The sequence below is a fragment of the Elusimicrobium sp. genome, from assembly GCA_015062115.1.
Taxonomy (GTDB): domain Bacteria; phylum Elusimicrobiota; class Elusimicrobia; order Elusimicrobiales; family Elusimicrobiaceae; genus Avelusimicrobium.
Genome location: SUVG01000001.1, coordinates 121,875 through 142,800 on the forward strand (window position 1 = coordinate 121,875; position 20,926 = coordinate 142,800).

The 20,926-nt window shown below is 46.4% G+C and carries 23 protein-coding genes and 2 tRNA genes; 11 read left to right on the forward strand and 14 right to left on the reverse strand.

Going from position 1 to position 20,926, the window contains the following annotated elements; genetic code table 11:
* Positions 1-89 precede the first annotated feature (89 nt).
* Genes E7027_00535 through E7027_00560 form a run of 6 tightly spaced genes read left to right on the forward strand, consistent with a single transcriptional unit; the run spans position 90 to position 4,329 of the window.
* A complete protein-coding gene (locus E7027_00535; GenBank protein MBE6420628.1) occupies positions 90-743 on the forward strand; it encodes a radical SAM protein in 654 nt (217 codons plus the stop codon).
* Positions 730-1,191: a hypothetical protein gene (locus E7027_00540; GenBank protein ID MBE6420629.1), complete on the forward strand. Its 462-nt coding sequence runs from the start codon at positions 730-732 to the stop codon at positions 1,189-1,191. The genes E7027_00535 and E7027_00540 overlap by 14 nt, the downstream gene beginning before the upstream one ends.
* A complete protein-coding gene (gene tsaE, locus E7027_00545; protein MBE6420630.1) occupies positions 1,192-1,668 on the forward strand; it encodes a tRNA (adenosine(37)-N6)-threonylcarbamoyltransferase complex ATPase subunit type 1 TsaE in 477 nt (158 codons plus the stop codon).
* Positions 1,647-2,342: a tRNA (adenosine(37)-N6)-threonylcarbamoyltransferase complex dimerization subunit type 1 TsaB gene (gene tsaB, locus E7027_00550; protein ID MBE6420631.1), complete on the forward strand. Its 696-nt coding sequence runs from the start codon at positions 1,647-1,649 to the stop codon at positions 2,340-2,342. Before tsaE ends, tsaB begins: the two co-directional genes overlap by 22 nt.
* The gene (gene rimI, locus E7027_00555; GenBank protein MBE6420632.1) at positions 2,339-2,773 is read left to right on the forward strand and encodes a ribosomal-protein-alanine N-acetyltransferase; all 435 of its coding nucleotides are present in this window, start codon (positions 2,339-2,341) and stop codon (positions 2,771-2,773) included. The genes tsaB and rimI overlap by 4 nt, the downstream gene beginning before the upstream one ends.
* Complete coding sequence (locus E7027_00560) at positions 2,770-4,329, forward strand: tetratricopeptide repeat protein (protein MBE6420633.1); 1,560 nt, start codon at positions 2,770-2,772, stop codon at positions 4,327-4,329. The genes rimI and E7027_00560 overlap by 4 nt, the downstream gene beginning before the upstream one ends.
* Before the next feature lie 23 nt (positions 4,330-4,352).
* Here the strand turns inward: E7027_00560 and E7027_00565 are convergent, their stop codons facing one another.
* Complete coding sequence (locus E7027_00565) at positions 4,353-4,865, reverse strand: hypothetical protein (protein ID MBE6420634.1); 513 nt, start codon at positions 4,863-4,865, stop codon at positions 4,353-4,355.
* 10 nt (positions 4,866-4,875) lie between these two features.
* Positions 4,876-5,613: a DUF2207 domain-containing protein gene (locus E7027_00570; protein MBE6420635.1), complete on the reverse strand. Its 738-nt coding sequence runs from the start codon at positions 5,611-5,613 to the stop codon at positions 4,876-4,878.
* A gap of 63 nt (positions 5,614-5,676) precedes the next feature.
* Here E7027_00570 and E7027_00575 point away from each other — a divergent pair, with 63 nt between their 5' ends.
* The gene (locus E7027_00575) at positions 5,677-6,225 is read left to right on the forward strand and encodes a hypothetical protein (protein MBE6420636.1); all 549 of its coding nucleotides are present in this window, start codon (positions 5,677-5,679) and stop codon (positions 6,223-6,225) included.
* 6 nt (positions 6,226-6,231) lie between these two features.
* Here E7027_00575 and E7027_00580 read toward each other — a convergent pair whose 3' ends face one another.
* From E7027_00580 to E7027_00590, 3 genes are read right to left on the reverse strand one after another with little or no spacing between them, the layout of a single operon-like run.
* Positions 6,232-7,164, reverse strand: a complete 933-nt coding sequence (locus tag E7027_00580) for a hypothetical protein (GenBank protein ID MBE6420637.1) — start codon at positions 7,162-7,164, stop codon at positions 6,232-6,234.
* A 16-nt stretch (positions 7,165-7,180) separates the two neighbouring features.
* A complete protein-coding gene (gene malQ, locus E7027_00585; protein ID MBE6420638.1) occupies positions 7,181-8,752 on the reverse strand; it encodes a 4-alpha-glucanotransferase in 1,572 nt (523 codons plus the stop codon).
* A gap of 9 nt (positions 8,753-8,761) precedes the next feature.
* Positions 8,762-9,139 (reverse strand): RidA family protein, encoded by a 378-nt coding sequence (locus E7027_00590; protein ID MBE6420639.1) that lies wholly within the window; start codon positions 9,137-9,139, stop codon positions 8,762-8,764.
* Between the two features lie 272 nt (positions 9,140-9,411).
* On the opposite strand from E7027_00590, the gene E7027_00595 reads away from it, so the two are divergent.
* The 3 genes from E7027_00595 (at position 9,412) to E7027_00605 (ending at position 10,651) form a co-directional block, all read left to right on the forward strand.
* A tRNA-Lys gene (locus E7027_00595) sits at positions 9,412-9,486 on the forward strand.
* Positions 9,487-9,491: 5 nt separating this feature from the next.
* Positions 9,492-9,563: transfer RNA gene (locus E7027_00600), tRNA-Glu, on the forward strand.
* 125 nt (positions 9,564-9,688) lie between these two features.
* Positions 9,689-10,651 carry a hypothetical protein gene (locus E7027_00605; GenBank protein ID MBE6420640.1) on the forward strand — a complete coding sequence of 321 codons (963 nt, stop codon included), beginning with the start codon at positions 9,689-9,691 and terminating at the stop codon, positions 10,649-10,651.
* A 202-nt stretch (positions 10,652-10,853) separates the two neighbouring features.
* Here E7027_00605 and E7027_00610 read toward each other — a convergent pair whose 3' ends face one another.
* The 4 genes from E7027_00610 to E7027_00625 form a co-directional block, all read right to left on the reverse strand.
* Complete coding sequence (locus E7027_00610; protein ID MBE6420641.1) at positions 10,854-11,420, reverse strand: prepilin-type N-terminal cleavage/methylation domain-containing protein; 567 nt, start codon at positions 11,418-11,420, stop codon at positions 10,854-10,856.
* Positions 11,421-11,505: 85 nt separating this feature from the next.
* The gene (locus tag E7027_00615; GenBank protein ID MBE6420642.1) at positions 11,506-12,066 is read right to left on the reverse strand and encodes a hypothetical protein; all 561 of its coding nucleotides are present in this window, start codon (positions 12,064-12,066) and stop codon (positions 11,506-11,508) included.
* Between the two features lie 95 nt (positions 12,067-12,161).
* The gene (locus E7027_00620) at positions 12,162-13,304 is read right to left on the reverse strand and encodes a hypothetical protein (protein MBE6420643.1); all 1,143 of its coding nucleotides are present in this window, start codon (positions 13,302-13,304) and stop codon (positions 12,162-12,164) included.
* Between the two features lie 9 nt (positions 13,305-13,313).
* The gene (locus tag E7027_00625; protein MBE6420644.1) at positions 13,314-13,901 is read right to left on the reverse strand and encodes an NAAT family transporter; all 588 of its coding nucleotides are present in this window, start codon (positions 13,899-13,901) and stop codon (positions 13,314-13,316) included.
* Between the two features lie 150 nt (positions 13,902-14,051).
* Here E7027_00625 and E7027_00630 point away from each other — a divergent pair, with 150 nt between their 5' ends.
* Positions 14,052-15,431: a voltage-gated chloride channel gene (locus E7027_00630; protein ID MBE6420645.1), complete on the forward strand. Its 1,380-nt coding sequence runs from the start codon at positions 14,052-14,054 to the stop codon at positions 15,429-15,431.
* Between the two features lie 107 nt (positions 15,432-15,538).
* Here the strand turns inward: E7027_00630 and E7027_00635 are convergent, their stop codons facing one another.
* From E7027_00635 to E7027_00655, 5 genes are read right to left on the reverse strand one after another with little or no spacing between them, the layout of a single operon-like run.
* On the reverse strand, positions 15,539-16,765 hold the full coding sequence (locus tag E7027_00635) for an adenosine deaminase family protein (protein MBE6420646.1): 1,227 nt from the start codon (positions 16,763-16,765) through the stop codon (positions 15,539-15,541).
* A complete protein-coding gene (locus tag E7027_00640; protein ID MBE6420647.1) occupies positions 16,765-18,168 on the reverse strand; it encodes a cysteine--tRNA ligase in 1,404 nt (467 codons plus the stop codon). The genes E7027_00635 and E7027_00640 overlap by 1 nt, the downstream gene beginning before the upstream one ends.
* A complete protein-coding gene (locus E7027_00645) occupies positions 18,165-18,743 on the reverse strand; it encodes a hypothetical protein (GenBank protein ID MBE6420648.1) in 579 nt (192 codons plus the stop codon). The genes E7027_00640 and E7027_00645 overlap by 4 nt, the downstream gene beginning before the upstream one ends.
* Positions 18,743-19,900 (reverse strand): 2-C-methyl-D-erythritol 4-phosphate cytidylyltransferase, encoded by a 1,158-nt coding sequence (gene ispD, locus E7027_00650; protein MBE6420649.1) that lies wholly within the window; start codon positions 19,898-19,900, stop codon positions 18,743-18,745. The genes E7027_00645 and ispD overlap by 1 nt, the downstream gene beginning before the upstream one ends.
* Before the next feature lie 15 nt (positions 19,901-19,915).
* The gene (locus E7027_00655; GenBank protein MBE6420650.1) at positions 19,916-20,866 is read right to left on the reverse strand and encodes a PIN domain nuclease; all 951 of its coding nucleotides are present in this window, start codon (positions 20,864-20,866) and stop codon (positions 19,916-19,918) included.
* Between the last annotated feature and the right edge of the window lie 60 nt (positions 20,867-20,926).

A 20,926-nucleotide genomic window follows, 5' to 3' on the forward strand; every position in this document is an offset into this window, starting at 1 on the left:
AACAACTTTTTCTTTTTCTGTACAACAACCTAAAAAATAAAACTTTTCTCTAACAGCCCTTGCAACCTAAATTGCTATAATAGGTATATATGGAAAACAACCAACCGGCTAAAATTATCTATCGCTTCGGGGACGGAGTTTATATCAACTTAACCAACCGTTGCCCCAATTTATGTGCTTTTTGCATTAAAACAAAATGGCAAATGGACTTTCACGGGAATAATTTGAATTTGCAAGGAAACGAGCCCTCCCCCACTCAAGTGGTAGCCGCGTTGGACGAAGAACTCAAAAAAGCCCCTTTTAAGGAAGTTGTTTTTTGCGGATACGGAGAGCCGACCATGCGGTTGGACGCCCTTTTATTTACGGCACAAATGCTAAAAGGTTGGAAGGCCCAATGCAAATATCCGCCGTTTACCGTCCGTGTAAACACAAACGGCTTGGGAAATTTAATCAATCATAAAGATATCGTGCCGGAACTGGCTAAGTTGGTAGATGACATCAACATCAGCCTCAATGCTCAAAACGAAGAAACTTGGCAAAAAATCGTCCGCCCTGCGGAAGGGTACGAACACGGTTTTGAAGCGGTGCGGGAATTTATCCGCAGTTGCGCACAAGCCGGTTTTAGAAAAGTGCTAGCCAGTTGTGTAGATCAAACGGGGGCCGACAATCAGGCCGTCCAGAAAATAGCCGAAGAAGATGGCGCTACCTTTTATTTGAGGAGTTTTTTAGATGCCCAAAATTAAACGCCCCGGCCCGCTTTTTGTGCTTTTTTTACTTTTAATCGCTTTCACGCTAACTTGGTTTTTCGTCGTGAGCGAAGATTATTATGCCTTTTCGGCGGGCTCCATTGAAAGTGCGTCCGGGGTGGCTCCGCTTAACAAAGAAAGCTTCCTCTCCCGCAAAAAAGTCCCTACCGTTTCTTACGACACGGAAGTGAAATACCGCAAATTTTACCTTACAGCCCCCGGAGCCAAAAAGGTGGAACTGTTAGCCGATTTTAACCGTTGGGGAAAAGACCCCATTGTACTAAAACCCTACCGCAAAGGATATTTTGAAACCTCCATTGCGTTAACGGGCGGAGAATACAAGTATGTTTTTTCGGTGGACGGAAAAGATGTTTTAGACCCGATGAACAAAGACCGGCAAACCTTAGCCGACGGACGGGAAATTTGTATTAAAACGGTGCGTTAAATGCAAGAAACTCATATTTCCACTTCTTCGAGGGAAGAAACCCTGGCCTTGGCCGAAAAATTTGCGTGCGCCCTTCGCGGAGGAGAAATTATTTTCCTGCGCGGGCCTATCGGCGCGGGGAAAACCGTTTTTGTAAAGGGCGTAGCCGCCGCCTTGGGGCTTAAAAGTTCCCCCACCAGTGCAAGTTTCAGTTTAATGAAGGAATACAAAAGCAAAAAGCGCCGCCTGTTTCACATCGATTTGTTCCGCCTGGAAGAAGGGGAAGTTTTTAATTTAGGCTTTGAAGAAATGCTGGAAGATGAAGAGGCTATTATTTTGGCGGAATGGCCGGCCCCGATCCGCCATCTTCTGCCGCAAGACCGGCTGGAAATGGATTTCATCTTGCAAGAAGGCGATGACCGCGTGATAAAACTGGCATCACACGGGCGCGTATCAAACCGTTTATTGGAGGCTTTATGCAACGCCGCGAAAAAGTAATTTTAGGGTTGGACACTTCCGGTTCTCCGCTTTTGCTCGCCGTTCAAAAAAACGGTAAAGTATGGAGCAGAAAAAAATCGGGAGTAAAGCAAGAACGCCTGCTTTTCCCGACATTAAACAGCGCTTTACAGGCCGCCGAAGCGGAAATGAAGGATATTTCCCGCATTTTTATTATTCGCGGCCCGGGGCGTTTTACCGGGATTCGCATTTCTCTCACCTTTGCCTCCATGCTTAAATACTTAAATCACACCGAAGTGCGCGGGGCCACTTTGTTTGAAGCCTTGCACCGCCAAGCACAACAGTCTGCCGCCTTTAAGAAATGGAAAAAACAACACCCTGCCGGGGCTATCGGCATTGTGTTGCACGCATTTCGTGAAGAATATTTTTTACAGTTTTTTGACGACAAAAACGAAGGCCCCGCCTGGTTGACTCGCGAAGAACTTCTTTCCCGCCTGCAAGATTATCCCTACCCGTTGTTTTTAGCCGGACAGGATAAAAACCACGAACCGTTGGAAGGCTTGGTGGGCAACCGCTACACCTTGGCAGATGCCAAAATATCAGCCTTGCAACCCAAAACCTTAATCGAAATGGCACAAGATGATTCCCTGGCCGAAAACGCCTTGGAACCGCTTTACTTAAAGCCGGCTCGTTTTGAACTGATTACCCCCAAATGAAATTTCGCCTGGCCACCCCGTTAGATGCCGAACGATTGGCATACATCGAAACCCAACAACCGTTAAGCGCCCATTGGGGAGCCAAAGGTTTTGCCTCGGAAACAATCCAACCCTCCGCCCGAGTGTGGTGTTGGGAAGAAAACGGGGAAGTTTTAGGGTTCTTGGCCATGCGCCTGACAGCAGGATTTGGGGAAATTCTAAATTTAGCCGTTCTGCCGCAGGCCTGCAGACAGGGAATCGGCTTTCGGTTAATTACCAAAGCCTTGGCCGACGCGCGGGAAAAAGACGGACACGAAATTACTCTGGAAGTAAATGTGCATAACACGCCTGCCATTTCTTTATATATGAAAGCCGGCCTGAAAGAACTGGGCCGCCGCGAAAAATTCTACAACAATCAAGATGACGCGCTGATTATGGGAATAACCTTATGAAAAAATTTCTGCTGTTTATTTTTCTTCTTCCCGGCGCGTTAAACACCTTTGCCTTTACCCTTAGCCCGGAAGCAAAACAGGAAGCCGCCCTTTTTAACACTTTCTTACAAGCCACCTATGCATTACGGGAAGAAGACCCGAAGGCCTTTCTGTATCTGCAAAAAGCTTTACAAGCCGATCCGGATTCCAAATATCTAAAACGCCTGTTGGTTTCTTCCGCCTTGGCCAATGGCACCCCCGAAGATGCCACACCATATGCGGACTTTATCAACCAAGGGGAAAACTCCGCCGAAGATTGGAGCATCTACGGGGCCTATCAATGGAAAACCGGAGATTTGAAAGGAGCCAAAGAATCATACGAGAAGGCCCTTACGTTGGATCCGGAAGATACGCGGACCCTTTACCAATATGTGCTGTTGCTCTCTACCTTTCCCGTAGATGAAGCCGCCGAAAACTTTACAAAAATAGCACAAAAATATCCCGACCTCGCTTGCGATGCTTACACGGAAACGGGCCATTTATACTTACGACGGCAAAATTTTCAAAAAGCCTTGGAATACTATGGAAAGGCCGTAGAAGCCGACCCGACGGAGCCCACCCCCCGTTTGGGCCGAGGAGAAATTTACGAAAAAACCAATCAATTTTTCCTGATGCTCCACGAATTTGAAGAACTGGAAAAAATGGGATATGCCAACGCGGGGACGTTGTCTCGCATGGGGTCGGTTTACTTTTTGGTAAAAGATTACGAAAATGCCGAAAAATATTTTCTAAAAGCCAAGGAACATTTCAATGCCGATGCACCTTCCGCCTACTTTTTGGCATTACTGGCCGAGCAAAAAGGTGACTTTTCCCGCGCCGTGGGCTACCTGCGCGAAGCATCCGATTACGATGTCAATCCCTCCAAACAACTGCAGGCAGCCTTCTACTTAAAACGCTTAAACCAGCCGAAGGAAAGCCTAAAAGCGTTGCAACAAGCTTACCGTGCCTTTCCGGATAATATAGAAATTGCGTATTTCTATGCCTTGGCTTTACATGATGATGCCCAATACAAAAAAGCCAACAAAGTATTAAAAAAATTGCTGCTTACGGCTCCGCTTTATCACGATGCCCGCCTGCAATATGCTTATTCGTTGGAATCCGCCCGCAATTACCAAGAAATGGAAAACCAACTTAACATTTTACTGGAATATCAACCCAACAATGCCGCCGCGCTTAACTTATACGCGTACTCGTTAGCGCAACGCGGGGAACGCTTGCCAAAAGCGCAGGAATTTATTGCCAAAGCCTTGGCCCTAAACCCCACCGATTATTCTTTTATAGACACGCAAGCCTGGGTTTATTTTAAGCAGAAAAATTACACGGCCGCGGAAGACTTGCTAAAGTCTATACCTCAAGAAGTTTTGCAGGCTAATCCCGAAATTGCTTATCATCTGGGAGCGGTGTATTTCGAAACAGGAAACCGGGAACAGGCCAAAATATATTTAGAAATGGCCCTTCCCACTCAAAAAGAAGCCAAAAAACTTTACAAAAAACTACAAAAAAAAGCCGCCCGTTAAGGCGGCTTTTTAATCAGCGAAAATTATTCTTCCGTTTCTTCCTCTTCGTCGAAATCTTCTTCTTCGGCACGAATATCCCGCGCGAATTGTTCCCAGGCTTTACGGGGAGCTTCGAAATTGATATTTAGTCCCGTGTTGCAATAAGGGCCGAACACTTTGTCTTCCCCGGCAAAAATATTTTGCTCAAGCGTAATTTGCAAAAAGAAATTATCGGGTGCATTGTAAGAAGAGCAACACCCCATAGCCGGCGTTCCGGGGCGCATATAGAAAGAGGCCTTCGGCTCAAGCATAATCCAGTTATTATCTTCCCGTTTGGCTAAGGTTTCGGCAATAAAGTCGGAAAGATAGATACTTTCTTCGTCCTTTACAGCCACTAATTTTTCCTGCACGGCAGAACTGAAAACAGGTTCCCCTTCGCAATAAAGCCCAAGTTGATATTCCATAAATTCCCCTTCGCTACCGGGGTTGGACCAAATCGTCAGTGGGGTAATTTCCAATTCCAAATGCCCTTCTTTACCAAATTTTATTTTCGCCATAATGAACTCCCTATTTATAAAAATTTTTTATATATGCTTTCATTTTTTCCCAACACTGCATAACAGAAGAAAACAACCAAGTAGATTTTATCTTTTCTGTTAAGGTCGGTTCTGTTACCGCTCCTTTATTCCAGGCAAGAGAGATAGTAAATCCCTCTCCCGGTGCCAAAGGCGTAGTAGTATAGAAAAATAAATTTTCCACACTTTGTGCGGTCCGCTCGCTTCCCTTTGCTCCGGAACGGCCCGCATAAAGAGAAACGCCGTTCTTTACCAAAGAAGCCCCTTTGGGCAGGGCCACATGCACGGCAGCTTTTTCTATTTCAAATTTCCAATCGTTCCCTGTTAAGTTCCAATAAAACTCATCAAAATTTTTATGATAACGCAAAGCGCCAAAAACTCGATAATGGATATCGTAGGCATGAACGCCTTTTGAGATTATCTTCTCAGGGTTTCCGATGCGAAGAGTAAGCGTTTTTGAATCTTCGGTTTTAGAAAATTCTTCCTTTTGTCCGTCTCTGGATACGGAAAGGATTTCATAGCGGTCCAGCCCTTTTTTAGCAAGAGTTCGAAAAATACCCCGTTTGATCTCTTTCGAAGTGGAACAAACAAGAATTCTTTCACGAACCGTAACGGAGGAATCCGCACTTATTTGTGTTAATACATCAAACCGAAGGATTTTTTCCGTGTCACACGCACAACACCAAGAAAAAGAAAGTAAAAACAACAAAGAAAGAATTATTTTTTTCATATTTTCATTATAGTAAATACACGCTTTCCTATGTATTTTGATAGAATATACACAGAGGATTTTATGCGTTACATTTTATATTTATTTACCATGGCACTTCTGTTTGTGGGCGGTATGATGGTGGGAAATATGTTTCTGCCGGAGCAGGCGGCTTCGCTTGCGGCGGCGGTGTCGGTTCCTTCTCTAACCGACCAGAACCCCATGTTGCAAACGCTCACTTCCGAAACAACCGAAAAGAATTTAACCACCCTCAGCCAAGCGCTTGAATCGTGCCCGGTAGTGGTAAATGAAGAAAAAGACCGCATCATCAACGAAATCCGCCTTCGGCTGGCCATGGAAGATTTTGAACTCAAAAAAGCCCGTTTGGAACTGGAAATTGCCAAAAACAAAGAGGCTAACCGACCTACCGCTCAGTTTACCCAAGCCAATGTGGAATACAACCAGGCCCGTGCCTATGCGGAAAAATTAGCCAACGAACTTTTCCCCGTCCAAGCACCGGAGGAACAAGTCCCCGCTGCTGAACCGACGGAAGAAAAAACCTCGACCGAAACTGCCGCACCCGAACAAAAAGCCCCTTCCACCGACATGGCGAAAGAGGCTCCCGGTAAATAAAAGTTTTTACTGATTAAATTTATCCAAAACCGCGTGCTTCGCGGTTTTTTGTTGCAGTTTCGTTTGCGGGCCCACGATTGTATCTTCCAATTTGCAATCTTTCAAGTCGGCCCCGTATGCCACAGATACATAAGGCCCCAACACGCAATTTTCCGCTTTTACGCCTTCTTCAATTTGGCACGGGGGGATAATAGTATTGTTTTTTTCCAATTCGGCAGGAACCCGATGATAACGGTCTAAAAGCAAACGGTTTGTCTGCAGCAACACTTCCACCGTTCCGCAATCAAACCAGTCTTTCATCATGACCGGCACAATCTCTTCCCCGCGCGACAACAAAACAGACAAAGCGTCCGTCAATTGAATTTCATTTTTAACGGTTTTTCCGGAACGGATTACTTCTTCCAAAGCATCAAACAGTTGGGCCGAATCTAAAAACGAATACGCACCGATAATAGCCAAGTTTGATTTGGGACAAACAGGTTTCTCTTCAAACGAAATAATCTTTCCTTCTTTTAGTTCTACAATTCCAAAACGCGAAGGGTCGGCCACTTCTTTGATGCCCACGGCGTTTTGCCCGCCAAAGACTAACGGGCGTAAATCTCCGTCCACAATCGTGTCGCCCAACAAAATAAAACAAGGGCCCGTTACATAATCTTTCGCTAAATAAATGGCATGGCCCAGGCCCTTGGGTTCGGGTTGTTCGATAAAAGTTACTTCTAAATGTGCATACCGCTCACGGACAAATTCCACAATGGCTTCTTTTTTATACCCGACGATAAAAGCCACTTTTTTAATGCCGCACTTTTCCACTTGATCCAAAATATGGCCCAAAATCGGCTTACCCGCCACGCTAATCATGCTTTTGGGCATATTTTCGGTGTAGGGCAAAAGTCGCACGCCTTTACCGGCGGCTGGAATAATGGCCGTAAATTCTTTCATCTTATGAAGGGCCGTTTTAAGCGCGGCCGGTCTCCTTTAGCAGTTCGCGGTACATAGCCAACTGCTCGCTATATATTTCGGCGGCTTGCGCGGGGGTATATTCGCTACGATATGTCCAATTTTCTTCTCCCACGGTACCGGGTGTATTGACCCGATCCAGCGTGCCGATAATATCTTGCCACGAGAACATAGTAAGCGCGGAACTGGAATCTAATACGCGGCGTAAAATAGTGCGTTGCGTACCTAAATTAAAAGGCACATTTCCGTCTGTTTTTTGAGCGGAAATCATTTCCCAAATGTTGGCTCGTTCGTAATTATCCATGGTTTCCCACCAACCGCGCACGGTTTCGGTATCATGCGTGGAAGTAGTAGCCAAAGAGACCAGCGGATAATGGCGGGGTTCACGGTAATAACCGTTATCCTCGCGTTCCCAACGCAACACCTTATATCCGGGGATACGCAAATCTACCAACATACGGCGCACATAGTTGGGGATAACCCCCAAATCTTCCCCGACGGGAAGTTTGCCGTTTGCTTCGTCCAGCACCATGCGCAGGAATTGATATCCGCGGTCGATTTGGGCTTGTTCACCCAACCAATCGAAGCCGCCTTGTTCGTCACCCGGCGCAAAAATATACGTGCGGAAAAAACCCACCAAATGGTCTAAACGGAACACATCATACAGTTCCGTTACCCGGCGGATTTTACGACGCCACAAATCTAAATTATGGGAAAGTTGATAGGCCCAATCATACGCAGGAAGCCCCCAGCGTTGCCCGCCTTTGGAAAACTGATCGGCAGGGGCGCCGACTTCCCACCCCAAACGATAATTTTCCCGTTCGGACCAAACTTCCGCACTATCCAAATTGGTTCCGTAGGGGATATCCCCGAAAATCAAAATGCCTTTTTCGGCGGCAAACACTTTGGCCCGGCGCAGTTGTTGATCCAACACCCATTGTACATAGCGGAAGAAATCCACATATTCGCGGTATTGGGCTTCAAAAGCGTCCACCGCTTGTTTGTTAAAATCGCGCAAAGCCTCGGGCCATTGCGTCCAGGTTTGCCATTTATAAAATTCTTTCAGGGTACGGAAAAGCGAATAGCCTCTCAACCAGCCCGACTGCGCGGCACAGTACGCTTCAAAGGCTTGGTAACGCGCGGAACGAACACTTTGTTCGGCCACCAAAAACCGTTGGTAACCGTACCACAGTGCTTTCATTTTGGCTTGTTTTACCGCAAAGAAAGGAGCCTTCGGCGCTTTGTGCCACTCGGCAATTTTGGTTTGCAGACTTTCCACAAACTCACGCGCGCGCGGGCTGGCCATGACATCTTCGGCCTGGGAAATATCGGCATATACCGGGTCGGTAGCAAAAGCACTTAAGGCCGAATATGGGCAAGTTTCGTTAGGGGCGGTTTCCTGCAAAGGCAAGATTTGGACGATTTTTGTTCCTTGCGAAGCAAAAAAGGAAGTCCACTCTTGCAGGGAGCCAAAATCTCCCACGCCCCAATCGTGCTCGGTTTTCATGGCGGCAAGCGGCAACAAAATGCCGTTGACGCGCCCGGAGAGAACTTGGTCTTGTATGGTCATCAGGAAATCCTATTTTTTAGCAATGGCTTCGATTTCGATAGAACTTCCTTTGGGAAGACCCACCACTTGCACAGTGGTGCGGGCAGGCGGATTTTCCTTAAAGAAAGTGCCGTACACGGCGTTCATTTCGGCGAATTGGGTTAAATCGGTCATAAAAACGGTAGTTTTTACTACATTTTTAAGCGTGCAACCGGCTTCCTTCAAAATGTTTTCCAAGTTTTTCAGGATAATTTCGGTTTGAACGCGCACATCGCCGTTGTAAATTTCGCTGGTTACGGGGTCAATGGGAAGCACACCGGAAGTGTACACGAAACCGCCTTCTTCAATGGCTTGGGAATACGGGCCGATTGCTTTGGGCGCGTTGGAAGAGTTGATAACTTTTTTCATAAAAACCTCACAAATAGATTTGGGACTTATATGTCCATTTGTTATATGGTAGCAAGGCAAGAGGGGGATGTCAAACAGTTTTCTCGCCGAGAAATAATTTTTTTTGACACAACATAAAAAAAATTGCTACAATAAATTATCGCAAAAACGAAGCCGTGAGCAGTTAAAAAATTTTGAAAAAAAGACTTGTGCGCGGAACGTAAAATTGATATAATAATTAAGTCGGGTTTAACCTGAACGATTAAACCCAGTAGATATTTGACCGTTTTTCCGCGCTCGTAGCTCAGTGGTAGAGCATCCGCCTTTTAAGCGGGGGGCCGTGAGTTCAAGTCTCACCGGGCGCACCATTTATGCCCTCTTCGTCTATCGGTTAGGACGTCGGATTTTCAATCCGAAAAGAGGAGTTCGATTCTCCTAGAGGGCGTTTTTTTATTGCAGTTGCAGGCATTTTACAAAGGAAGCGAAACAAGACGCTTCCTTTTTTTATTCCCTTTTTTCTAAATGGCAATATCCCTTAAATCTACCGTCACAAAAAGTTATAATATACACATGAAGCAAATTCTTATCCTATTTTTATGTGCATTTTTAGGGGCTTGCAGTTCTATGATTCCGTACAAAGACCAAGACCTTAACTACCTGCACGGCATAGAACAAAATCCGCAGAATTATATGGATAAGGTGGTTTCTTTCGGAGGAGAAGTGCAGGGCGTTACCGAAGACACCAACCTGCTTCGCCTGGTACTTAAAATAGATGTACCGCTTTATTATTACGCTATCGGAAAAGATACTCTTTCTTACGAACTTTTATTGGTAACCTACGAAAAGAAAGATCTGCCGCAGATGACGGGCATTAAAAAAGGCCATTTGGTAAAAGTATTGGCGCGCGTAGCCAATTACGAAACACGAAAAAATTTAGTAGGCAAAGAGGTGGCCGTACTGCATTTGAAAGCCTTTGCTCTTTCCAACCGGGATAAAAACAAAGATTTTTTCCACCCGCAATCCCCCGAAAAAGAACTTTACCAATCTTGGAAATCGGGCAGACTTTTCTTTGAAGAACAACCGGAAGATTTAACGCGCCCCGCCGATGAGCCTGCCGCGCCTGCCCCCAAACCTGCGAAGGAAAAAACAATTCGCTTGCTCCCGTTGCGGGAAAAAGAGGAAGAATTAAAACCCATTTCCGAGCCTATCCCCGGCGGAATTATTTTTGATGAGGAGGAAGAACCCTTTATTCTCCCCCCCGACCCGCAACCCGAACAACCCGCAACCCCCGAAGGGGCAGAGGCCCTACAAACGGAACAGGAACAAGAAACGGAAGAACTTTCCGCCGTAGAATCAACCGCCACAACGGCCCTAACGCAAGAAGAAAAGCAGGAGGTCTCCTCTCCCAAACAAACGGAACAACCCTCGCTTAATGCCCCTACCGAACAGGTAACACAACCTGCCGAAGAAACACAAGAGGCTCCCCAAGAAACTATCCCCGCCGACAAAACCCAAACCGAGCCTGCGGCTTAAATAATTTTCTTACCAACAATCTTCTATCGTTTCTTTTGTCTTCCCCGCTACGCGTCTGTTTTGCGCAATAAAACAAGAGACTTTCTCTGTTTGTACTTTTCTTTTTTGAAGGAATAGCCCTTTCCCTATTATCTTTTCCTTCAAATTGCACAAAAAAACCCCGCTCTTGCGAGCGGGGTTTTGTTAAGACCAAATCTTTTTATTAAGAAGCGGTCGGTTTTTTGTAACCATGAGGCCAGGTGCTCAAGGTGTTGGCGGTGTAAGGAAGTTCGGCTTTGGTTTCTACACCATGGTAGTCCATGCAGAACAACACATCGTCAGAACCGTCGTTGGCGTTACCAGGTACGCAGTAGGCCGGATCGGTGGAGTCGTACAATTTTTCAATCGTGTAGGTATATTGACCGGTGCCTACGCGTTTGGCGATTACACCAGAGAAGTTACCATTGGCAGCGCTGGTGCCGACCAAGGTGATTTCGAAGGCGTTTTGGCCACCGCAGTTGGCGGCTTGGATGCCTTTGGTGCAGTAAATGGCTTGGGCTTTGGCGTTAGCAGGAGCAACGTCCAAGGATTGCCAGTTTTGGGCATATTTACCGGTTTTCATTTTATAGCGTTGTTGCGCGTTCACGACGGTACCTACCAAGGTATCGGCTTCAGCAGCGCGGGCGCGTTCTACCGCTTTGAAGTAAGCGGGCATAGCCATGGCGGCCAAGATGCCGATGATCAACACGACCACCAACAATTCCACTAAGGTGAAACCTTTATTATTCATAAAACCTCCTACAGTTTTATAATCAGTTAATTTAATAGCCCTAGGAAGGACTACCCCTATAGTTTATTAACAATTGTAAAAAAAATCAAGTCTTTTTAGGGCCTATTTTTTCGGGCTGATTTTCCGACGGAGAAGTTGCGTTTTTTTCTTGCGGCTTGAACATAATTTCATCGGTGTGTTCGGTAAATTTTTTGCAAAACCAACGGCCCGCCGCGTTGGCCCCCGTGCAGGAAAAATGAGGGTACGGAAAAGACTCCTGCAAAGTGTAGGCAATCAGTCCGTTGCGTTGCGCGGTTACGGTACCGCCTTTTAAGTCTTCCGCCAATTCCAAACGGAAATCAAAGCCGTCCTCACTTTCTTCCACCTGAAAAAACCGGGTGCGGGAAACCGCAGAAACGGGCGCAAATTTCCCCGGCAAATCCGGCGGGAAGCGGGTATCGAGTTCTCGCCAATCTTCGGTAAAAGAGTGGTGTTCCAAGAAATAATTATTTTCCGCCACACTTACCTGTACCAAGGTAGCAAGCCCTGCCCCCGCATGGGCACGCTCCAACACCCAGGCAAAATGCGGCAAAACGGCTGCCACCGCCACAATCAAAAGACCTAATAAAATGACTAAATTTTTAACCGAAACTTTTTTCTTTTTCATAATTCACCTCTACCCTATTATAAAAGAAAAAGGCCCACAACAGCGGCCTTTTTGTAATTAGATTATATTTTTTACGGAAAGGGCCTTCTCTTCAGTTAGATATTCCCTAAAAGGAGCAGAAAAAGCCCCAAAAATACCAAACTAAGGAGCACCTTTGTAACACCCAAGTGTTTTTTGAAAAATTCATTAAAACCTTTAGATTCGTACCCCAACAGGGCAAGCACAAAAACCGTAATCAACGGCACCACAAACATTAAGTTATAAATAACCAAATAGAAAATGGCACGCATGCGAAATTCCGGGTTTTGCATAATAAGCACGCAGGTGGGCACATACACCTGCCCCGTGCATACGGCTTCCACCAAAGACACGCCAAACCCTACCGCCAACGCAGCCAGGGTAAGGCGCCAGGCGCTTTTGTTCTTATCGCGCAAGAAGAAACCCATAATTTTATGGATACGCATTTTGAGGCTTTGCGGCAGTTGCAAAATCATCCCGTCGGACTTTTTGGTTTTGCGGTACACCCAAAAATCGTACACGCTTAACCCGAAGAAAATTAAACACAAACCCGCCGTAATAATGTAAAACGCTTTGATGACATACGAAAACCCTTGCATGGCATACAGGAATTTGAACAAGCCAAACCCTAACAACAGGTAGGCACAAAATACGGCAAAACAGTAAGCCGCGCCCACCAGAATAATTTCTTTTCGGTTATACTTATATACGGTAAGAAAAGAAATAAAAAATACGATTACGGCAAACGCGCAGGGGTTAATTCCATCTACAAGGCCACTGCCTACAATTGCCCAAAAAGTGATTTTTTTGAAGGCCCCTTCCGCATCGTCCGCGCCGGACACTTTTACATTTGTTTTTTCGTTTAACAGGCGGGCTTTTTCGATAGCAGCCTCGGCATAGAGGCCGATTTCGCTGGGATATCCCATTAAAAAAGTGCTTCCCACCGCGGCGGCAGGGTAGCCCATTTCTTCCATGCCGTAGGCCTTGGCCGTTTCAACAAAAATAAGGTTATTCCCGTCAACGGAAATATCGTATTCGGTAAAGTGGACGGTATCTTTGTATTTTTCTTTAAGTTGGGGCCAGTACTCGGCTTTCAATCTATTACAATGCACACAAGTAGGGCTGACGAAAAGAGCAAACTCCACTTTTTCTTGCGCTTGCACAACCGCAGGAAAAACCAAAGCCGCCAACATCATCAAAAAAGCAAAAATCTTTTTCACTCCCGACTCCTAAAGGCTCATAAAAGTGGAAATACCGTTCATTACCATGTTTACGGACATCAACACCAAGATCATACCCGTCAAGCGTTCAATGGCCGTCAACCCGCGTTTGCCCAGCAGGTTGCTAAGCGGAAAAGAGGAAAGCAGAATAACGGAGTTAATCAAAGAAGCCACCACTACCGCCGCCAGGGTGATAAGTTTGTTGGGTTGTTGGGCGGCCGTAATCATTACAATAGAAAGCGCAGCCGGGCCCGCCACCAAGGGGATAGCAAGCGGTACCACAAAAGGTTCGTCGTCCTTCGGGTCACCTTTCGGGTCATCATCTCCGCCGAAAACCAATTTGACGGAGATAATAAATAAAATAAGCCCGCCCGCAATACTAAGCGAGTATTCCGCAATACCGAAAGCCTTTAAGAACCATTTACCGAGGAACAAAAAGGCCACCATAATAAGAAGGGCAATGCCGAGTTCGCGAATCAACACCGCTTTGCGGCGTTCCGGGGCTACTTTTTTAAGAGCGGAAATAAATAACGGGATATTCCCGAAGCCGTCCATAACAAGGGCTAGCGTGATAACGGAAGAAATAAACGAATCCATACAGAAAACTCCTTATCAATTTTCCCCAAATAGCACAAAAAAAGGGATCTCTTTTCTATAGTATAGCAAAATTAACGACGCTCCGCCCAAACACCCCCTAACCCTTTTTAAGATTAGTTTTTTACAAATGCAATTTAGTAAAATAGTGGTATGTTAAACGAGCAAAAAAATAATGTGGTAAGTATTGTAAAATGGTTTTTTCTCGCAACGGCTATCGGGTGTGTGGTCGGCGTGTTGGACGCGGCTTTCTTAAAAATGCTGGATAACTCCATTGCGCTTCGCAACGAAATTCCCCTTTTCTATCTTTGCTTGCCTTTTGCCTTATATATAGTGGCACTTTTGTCGCGCAAAGTGGCTAAAAAAGATAAAGATTTCTCCACCGATGCCGTTATCGATAAAATCAACACCTACAACCCCATTTCGCTCGTTTCCATTGCAAAAGGATTTGTGCTTTCTATCGTAACCATGGTTACCGGCGGTTCCGCCGGGAAGGAAGCCCCCTGCGCCGATGTGGGGGCGGGCGTGGCCTCTTTTATTTCCCGCGTGTTCAAAATGAGTTTGGAAGACCAACGCAAAATGATGATTTGCGGCGTAAGTGCCGGGTTTGCGGGAGTGTTCGGCGTGCCGATATCCGGGGCCATGTTTGGGTTGGAAGTGTTGTGGGTAGGACATATTTTTTACGAAGTTATGTTCCCTGCGTTGGTGGCCGGAATTACGGCCTTTCAAGTAACCAGTTTTTTGGGAGTAGATTACATTTATCACCCGCTGCACTTTGTACCGGTATTTTCGGAAAAGTTTTTCTTAAAAATGATTGTTGCGGGTATGTTCTTTGGGCTCGTATCCATTTTATTTATTGAGATAATGAAGTTTACCCGCGTGCTATTTCGCTATATCGCGCTTAGAACGCGTATGTTTTGGGCGTGTTTTATCGGCGGGTTGGTGTTGGTATGCATCGGGTATTTTATTTCCCCGGCTTATTTGGGGCTCGGTATGCCCGGCATTGAAGGTGCTTTAAGTGGCAACCCGTTAGACTCGCCTTTTGGGTTTTTGTATAAGATTATTACAACTTCCGTTACCTTTGCCGCAGGCGGTATCGGTGGGGTGGTAACACCTATTTTCTTTGTAGGGGCCCAAGCAGGAGCCATGCTGGCAGATTTTATCCATGTAGATCCGGCTACTTTAGCCGCACTCGGATTGGTAGCCGTACTGGCGGGAACGGCCAATACGCCTTTGGCGGCCAGCATTATGGCTATTGAACTTTTCGGGCCCGCCATCGCCCCGTATGCTACGGTGGCATGTGTAATCAGTTTCTTAATTACCGGGCAACAGAGTATCTACCAAAGCCAACGCATTACCTGGGATAGCGGCAAAACACCAGACGAACACCCTGCCGTCCCGCGTGTTTACGGCCGCCGTGCTACCGACAAACCTGCTAAAACACATGTGCGCAAGAACCTGCTGAAAAAAGCCTTTAAGGAAATGACACACCACCTAATCCCTAACCCCAAAGGATTTGACGAGAAGAAGTAATTAAAAAAATTCCCCGAGGTTTCCTCGGGGAATTTTATGATTACCAATACAAAAAAACGGATAGGAATTTATCCTATCCGTTCTTCAAAGAAAATACTTTTCGTTCACTAATACAGCGGAATTTGATACGCTTTAGCCAGTTCGTTGTATTTGTCAATTACTTTGCGTACAAACCGGCGTTTTTCAATATAACTCCCCGGAAAAAACCCGCTCTTAAACCCGGCTATTACAATGTTTTTAAGTTCTTTAGGAGCAAGTTCCACATGGCGCACCAACAGTTCCATTTCTTTGGTAACGGTGGTGTTGGAAACGAGGCGGTTATCGGTATTGATACTGACGGGTAAGCCGCGTTTAATCATTTCTTTAATCGGGTGATTTTTTACCGATTTAATATGAGGTAAGGTTTGCAGATTGCTCGTTAAGCAGACTTCAATGCCGATGCGTTCTCCGGCGATATAATCTGCCAAAGAATCTACATAGCCTTGTTTGTCTTTTACTTTACGGTCTTTAATCATATCCGCAGCAAACAAATGCGTGCCGTGGCCGATGCGGTTGGCGTAGCAATCGGTAATGGCTTGGAAAATAGATTCCGGGCCGTATGCTTCGCCGGAGTGGACGGTTTTGCGAATAAAATGCTTGTGTACATAGCGGTAAGCGTCCAAGTGATCGGCCGCCGGATAGCCGGCTTCTTCGCCTGCCAAGTCGAAACCCACAATCGGCAATTTTTCTTCTTTAGCAAGTTTAACTACCATTTTGGCCAATTCCAAAGACGCCACCCCAAACACTTCGCTTTTACTGGATTGGGACAAGGCTTTAATCAAATTGGAATAATAAGGCGACATAAAAGCATTGAAATTACGCATGGCACAAGCGATGATGCCAAAATGAAATTCCAAGTCTTTTCCTTTTTTTACTTCTGCAGAAGCGTTATGCTCTTTTTGGGCCAATTCCAAGCCGCGCACGACCGCGCGTACGGCATCTTGTGCGGTCAAATGATCGTTGGCATGAAGTTGCGGAGCAAAGCGCACTTCCAAATAGCGCACTCCTTCGGCGATAGCATCTTGCCCGAGTTCGTAAGAAATACGCTCGATATTTTCGGCATTTTGCATCACGGCGCCCGTGTAACTAAAGCCTTTCAAATACTCCACCAAAGAAGCATATTTATCCTTAAATACTTTTTGACGGAGGCCTTTTTCGGTATAGGCAGGCAGTTCCACACCTTCTTTTTTAGCCAGTTCAATCAGCGTAGAAAGGCGGAGAGAGCCGTCCAAATGGACATGCAAATCCGCTTTCGGGATACGGCGCAAAAATTCGGCAGGAACTTTTTTCATCATTATTTTTTCTCCGTTTGTTGGCCTTGTGGGGTATCTTTTACCACATACCCCGCTTGGGCAATAGCATCGCGCAATTCATCGGACTTTTTCCAATCCTTCGCGGCGCGGGCAGCGGCACGGGCTTCCAATAAAGCCTGTACTTCTGCGGGAATTTCTTGCTTTTCTTCCGTTACGGGCTTGAATACATCTAACGCTAAAATGGTATCGGCAAATTCCAAGAAGGCCACTTTTTCGGCGGCAGACAAGTCTGCACTGCGCAGGGCTTCCCAAGTGATGGCCAAGGCTTTGGGGGCGTTTAAGTCGTCCTCCATGGCGGCGGTGAATTTTTCCTTCCACGCAATTACTTTGTCCGTTTCCTGCGCGGTTCCCTTCGCCGTTTCTTTGGCTTGGCAGGCAAGCGCACGCAAATTCTTCAAACTCTTGGCGGCGCTATCCATACTTTCGTACGAAAATTCCAGTTGAGTACGGTAGTGGGCACCCAAGCAGAAATAGCGGTAAGAGAGCGGCTCGTAACCTTTTTCCTTCAGCACATCTACCGTCACAAAGGTTCCGCCGGACTTGGACATTTTGCCCGAGCGTAAAATCAAAAATTCACCGTGCACCCAGTAATTCACATACTTTTCACCGGTGGCGGCTTCGCTTTGGGCGATTTCGTTGGTGTGGTGAATCGTTACATGGTCAATCCCGCCGCAGTGAATATCCAAGGTATTTCCCAGGTATTTCATGGCCATGGCGGAACATTCTACGTGCCACCCGGGGAAGCCGACTCCCCACGGGCTATCCCACTCCATTTGGCGTTTTTTGTCTTTCGGGGAAAATTTCCACAAAGCAAAATCGGTCGGGTTGCGTTTTTCGTCGCTCATTTCCACACGCGCACCGCCTTGCAAGCCGGTAATGTGCGCATGGCCGACGAGGGCGTCGTAACGGTCGAACTTGGAAGTGTCGTAATAAATACCGTCACTGGTTTTGTAGGTGTAACCTTTTTCTTCCAAGGTTTTTACCAGAGAAATCATTTCTTGGATATGTTCCGTGGCGCGGCTGATAACTGTAGGACGGGTGCAATTTAAGGCATCGTAATCCTGCCAAAATTTACCTTCGTAAAATTTGGCAATATCCCAGGCGCTTTTTCCCTCGCGGGCAGCCCCGAGTTCCATTTTATCTTCGCCGTCATCTCCGTCGGAAACCAAGTGTCCCACATCGGTTACGTTCATCACATGTTTTAAGGTGTGTTTCAAACGCAAAGTGCGGGATAACAAATCTTCAAAAATGTAAGTGCGCAAGTTACCGATATGAGCAAAATTATAAACCGTCGGGCCGCAGCAATACATGGTTACGGTTTGCGGATTTTGGGGTTTGAATTCGTCCTTATGCCGGGTGGCGGAATTATACAAATACATCATCAGTTAGCCTCTTTCATTAACGCTACATAGGAAGTACGAATCGTGTTAAAAAACAAATCGCAGGTATTTTGGCCCACATCGTTGGCAGAGCGTTCGCTGAGTTTGCAACTTACCTCGATGTCGGACAACGGATTCACCGCCCCTACACTGCTGATAGAATATGTAAAACCGCTGGGGCGATAAGTGCGCAAGGCTTGTGCATACGCTTTATCCAACGATTGCTGAAAAACGCCCATCTCTTTACGCGAAGCATTGCCACCCAACTTGAATTTTCGTTTGGCAACCGTGATTACCACATCGCCGTAAGTACCATAGGTGCTGGCTAAATTTTCGGCAGAAAAATCTTCATCTTCGTTCAAGGCTTCTTCCTCGGTGGAAGAGACATCTGTTTGGGAGTCGGCCAAAACGGAAGGCTCATCGGGCAAGGCGGAAGTAAATTCATAGTAAGTATCGCTCGCCGCGGGATAATGGGAATAATCGAGCCCTTGAGCAATTTGCTTGCGGGAACGAAAATCGGTACCGGCACAAGCGCATAAAAGTACCGCCAGTAAAACAGATAAAGACAAACGAAGTTTCATTATTTTTCTCCTTGAGTAATTTTGACCGTAGCCACAGCATGGCACATGGCCGCTTCTCCGCGGCCGATTTCCCCCACGTGTTCGTGGCTTTTGGACTTAAAACTGATATTTTCAATCGGCATTTCAAACACATTGGCAAGAGACTTACGCACCGTGTCGTAATGCGGTTTGATTTTGGGTTCTTGCGTGATAACCGTGGCATCTAAATGCACGATTTCCGCACGGTGGGCACGCACAACTTCCAGCACTTTTTTGGTAATGGTTACGCTGGAAATGCCTTTAATAGATTCGTCCGTCGGCGGAAATAAAATGCCGATTTCCCCCGCACACAAGGCACCCAGCACAGCATCGCAAAGAGCATGGAGCACCAAATCTCCGTCACTATGGCCCAAAAAACCTTTGGTGTGCGGTATTTCCGCTCCACCCAAAAACAATTTGCGTCCTTCTTCCAGGCGGTGTAAATCAAAACCGAAACCTGTGCGATATTGTACTTGTTCGCTCACTAATGCCTCCGCAAAAATCAAATCTTCCGGTGTGGTAATTTTGTTATTTTGATAGTCGGATAAGACCACCCGCACCGCCACACCTGTCTTTTCCACCAGTTGCGATTCGTCCGTCGCGTCTTTTTCGTTACCGAATTTTTCCAATGCGTTCCAAAGAACTTCCCGACGGTAACATTGCGGCGTTTGTGCCGCCCATAAAACGGAGCGGTCGAGCGTTTGTTTTACAACGCTCTTCTCGCAAATTTTTACGGTATCCTTTACCGGTACCGCCAAAACGGCCGCGCCGTGCTGCTTTGCTTCCGCCAAACAATCTTCAATACGGGCCGGGTTTACAAGCGGGCGGGCCCCGTCGTGTACGGCTACCGTCTCTGCCGCTGCGGAAGTTTTCATAAAACCGTTTTTTACCGATTCCAAACGCGTAGTTCCCGGATCGGCAAAAATCAAATCCGTAAAGTAAGACTCTAATACCGGGCGATTTTCCGGCGGGGTTACCACCACAATTTCCCGCACGCCGCAGGTGCGCTTAAAAGCCTCTATGGAGCGAACAAGAACGGGCTTCCCGCCCAAGGGCAACATTTGCTTCGGGCGGCCCATACGCGTGCCACTGCCCCCCGCAACAATTACCGCAGACGAAAAACCCGTCTCTTTCTTCATAAAATTCACTACCGTTTAATTTTTAATTTTGGCAAAAATCATACGGCCCGAAGAAGTTTGCAAAATAGAGTAAACGGAAACTTCCGCCCGTTTGCCGATGTGTTTGCGTCCTTCTTCCACCACTACCATGGTGCCGTCGTCCAAATAACCGATGCCCTGTTCTTTTTCTTTGCCGTCTTTCATGATAAAAAGCGACATTGTTTCCCCCGGCAATACAACCGGTTTAAGAGCAGTGGCCAAATCGGCAATGTTTAAGGCAATTACGTTTTGCAAAGCCGCGGCTTTGTTTACATTGAAATTAAGCGTTACCACTTCGGCATCTAAACTTTTGGCCAATTTAACAACGCGTTCTTCCATCGTAGCGCCCTTAGGAGATTTGTTTGTAACGCGCACGGAAATCTCTTTTAATTCCTGCAAGCGGGAGGCCACATCTAACCCGCGGCGGCCTTTGGCGCGTTCCAACGGGTCGCGCGAGGCGGCCATTTTATTCAATTCTTCCAATACAAACACAGGTAATACAATCACACCGGAAAGGAAGTTTATTTCGCACAAATCTACGATGCGCCCGTCCATAAGAGCGGTAACATCGGCTACTTTTAAGTGATGCCCCGTATAGGAAAGGCCTTCCAAATCGCGCGATTTGAAAATACTGGCAAGCACCCCAAAAACCAAAAGGCCGATTTCAACACTGCGGCTATAACGCGCCCAAAAATTCATGGCTTCGCCGCTGGCGAAATTCAACATGCCGTAGTCGAACAAGACAAACAACATATACCCCAACAAAAAGCCGGAGCAGGCAATCATAATTTTAATCAGGCGCAGGTTTTTGAACAACACTTCCCCCGCCACGACGAGCGCACCGCACAACAAACCTGCGAGCAAACTCATCCATTCCTTATCGATAAAGTTGTAGGTTAAAAAAGGAAACGCAACTAATGTGGAAATACGAAAAATCCAAATAGGCATATGCCCTCCTAAAAATATGGGGAAAAATCCCCTATGTAAGACTAGTTATATTTTACCACT

What these genes read in the sequence shown, in the direction of transcription:
- E7027_00535 (MBE6420628.1), top strand. Translation starts at nt 90, where the DNA reads ATGGAAAACAACCAACCGGCTAAAATTATCTATCGCTTCGGGGACGGA.
- E7027_00540 (MBE6420629.1), top strand. Translation starts at nt 730, where the DNA reads ATGCCCAAAATTAAACGCCCCGGCCCGCTTTTTGTGCTTTTTTTACTT.
- tsaE (MBE6420630.1), top strand. Translation starts at nt 1,192, where the DNA reads ATGCAAGAAACTCATATTTCCACTTCTTCGAGGGAAGAAACCCTGGCC.
- tsaB (MBE6420631.1), top strand. Translation starts at nt 1,647, where the DNA reads ATGCAACGCCGCGAAAAAGTAATTTTAGGGTTGGACACTTCCGGTTCT.
- rimI (MBE6420632.1), top strand. Translation starts at nt 2,339, where the DNA reads ATGAAATTTCGCCTGGCCACCCCGTTAGATGCCGAACGATTGGCATAC.
- E7027_00560 (MBE6420633.1), top strand. Translation starts at nt 2,770, where the DNA reads ATGAAAAAATTTCTGCTGTTTATTTTTCTTCTTCCCGGCGCGTTAAAC.
- E7027_00565 (MBE6420634.1), bottom strand. Translation starts at nt 4,865, where the DNA reads ATGGCGAAAATAAAATTTGGTAAAGAAGGGCATTTGGAATTGGAAATT.
- E7027_00570 (MBE6420635.1), bottom strand. Translation starts at nt 5,613, where the DNA reads ATGAAAAAAATAATTCTTTCTTTGTTGTTTTTACTTTCTTTTTCTTGG.
- E7027_00575 (MBE6420636.1), top strand. Translation starts at nt 5,677, where the DNA reads ATGCGTTACATTTTATATTTATTTACCATGGCACTTCTGTTTGTGGGC.
- E7027_00580 (MBE6420637.1), bottom strand. Translation starts at nt 7,164, where the DNA reads ATGAAAGAATTTACGGCCATTATTCCAGCCGCCGGTAAAGGCGTGCGA.
- malQ (MBE6420638.1), bottom strand. Translation starts at nt 8,752, where the DNA reads ATGACCATACAAGACCAAGTTCTCTCCGGGCGCGTCAACGGCATTTTG.
- E7027_00590 (MBE6420639.1), bottom strand. Translation starts at nt 9,139, where the DNA reads ATGAAAAAAGTTATCAACTCTTCCAACGCGCCCAAAGCAATCGGCCCG.
- E7027_00605 (MBE6420640.1), top strand. Translation starts at nt 9,689, where the DNA reads ATGAAGCAAATTCTTATCCTATTTTTATGTGCATTTTTAGGGGCTTGC.
- E7027_00610 (MBE6420641.1), bottom strand. Translation starts at nt 11,420, where the DNA reads ATGAATAATAAAGGTTTCACCTTAGTGGAATTGTTGGTGGTCGTGTTG.
- E7027_00615 (MBE6420642.1), bottom strand. Translation starts at nt 12,066, where the DNA reads ATGAAAAAGAAAAAAGTTTCGGTTAAAAATTTAGTCATTTTATTAGGT.
- E7027_00625 (MBE6420644.1), bottom strand. Translation starts at nt 13,901, where the DNA reads ATGGATTCGTTTATTTCTTCCGTTATCACGCTAGCCCTTGTTATGGAC.
- E7027_00630 (MBE6420645.1), top strand. Translation starts at nt 14,052, where the DNA reads ATGTTAAACGAGCAAAAAAATAATGTGGTAAGTATTGTAAAATGGTTT.
- E7027_00635 (MBE6420646.1), bottom strand. Translation starts at nt 16,765, where the DNA reads ATGATGAAAAAAGTTCCTGCCGAATTTTTGCGCCGTATCCCGAAAGCG.
- E7027_00645 (MBE6420648.1), bottom strand. Translation starts at nt 18,743, where the DNA reads ATGAAACTTCGTTTGTCTTTATCTGTTTTACTGGCGGTACTTTTATGC.
- ispD (MBE6420649.1), bottom strand. Translation starts at nt 19,900, where the DNA reads ATGAAGAAAGAGACGGGTTTTTCGTCTGCGGTAATTGTTGCGGGGGGC.
- E7027_00655 (MBE6420650.1), bottom strand. Translation starts at nt 20,866, where the DNA reads ATGCCTATTTGGATTTTTCGTATTTCCACATTAGTTGCGTTTCCTTTT.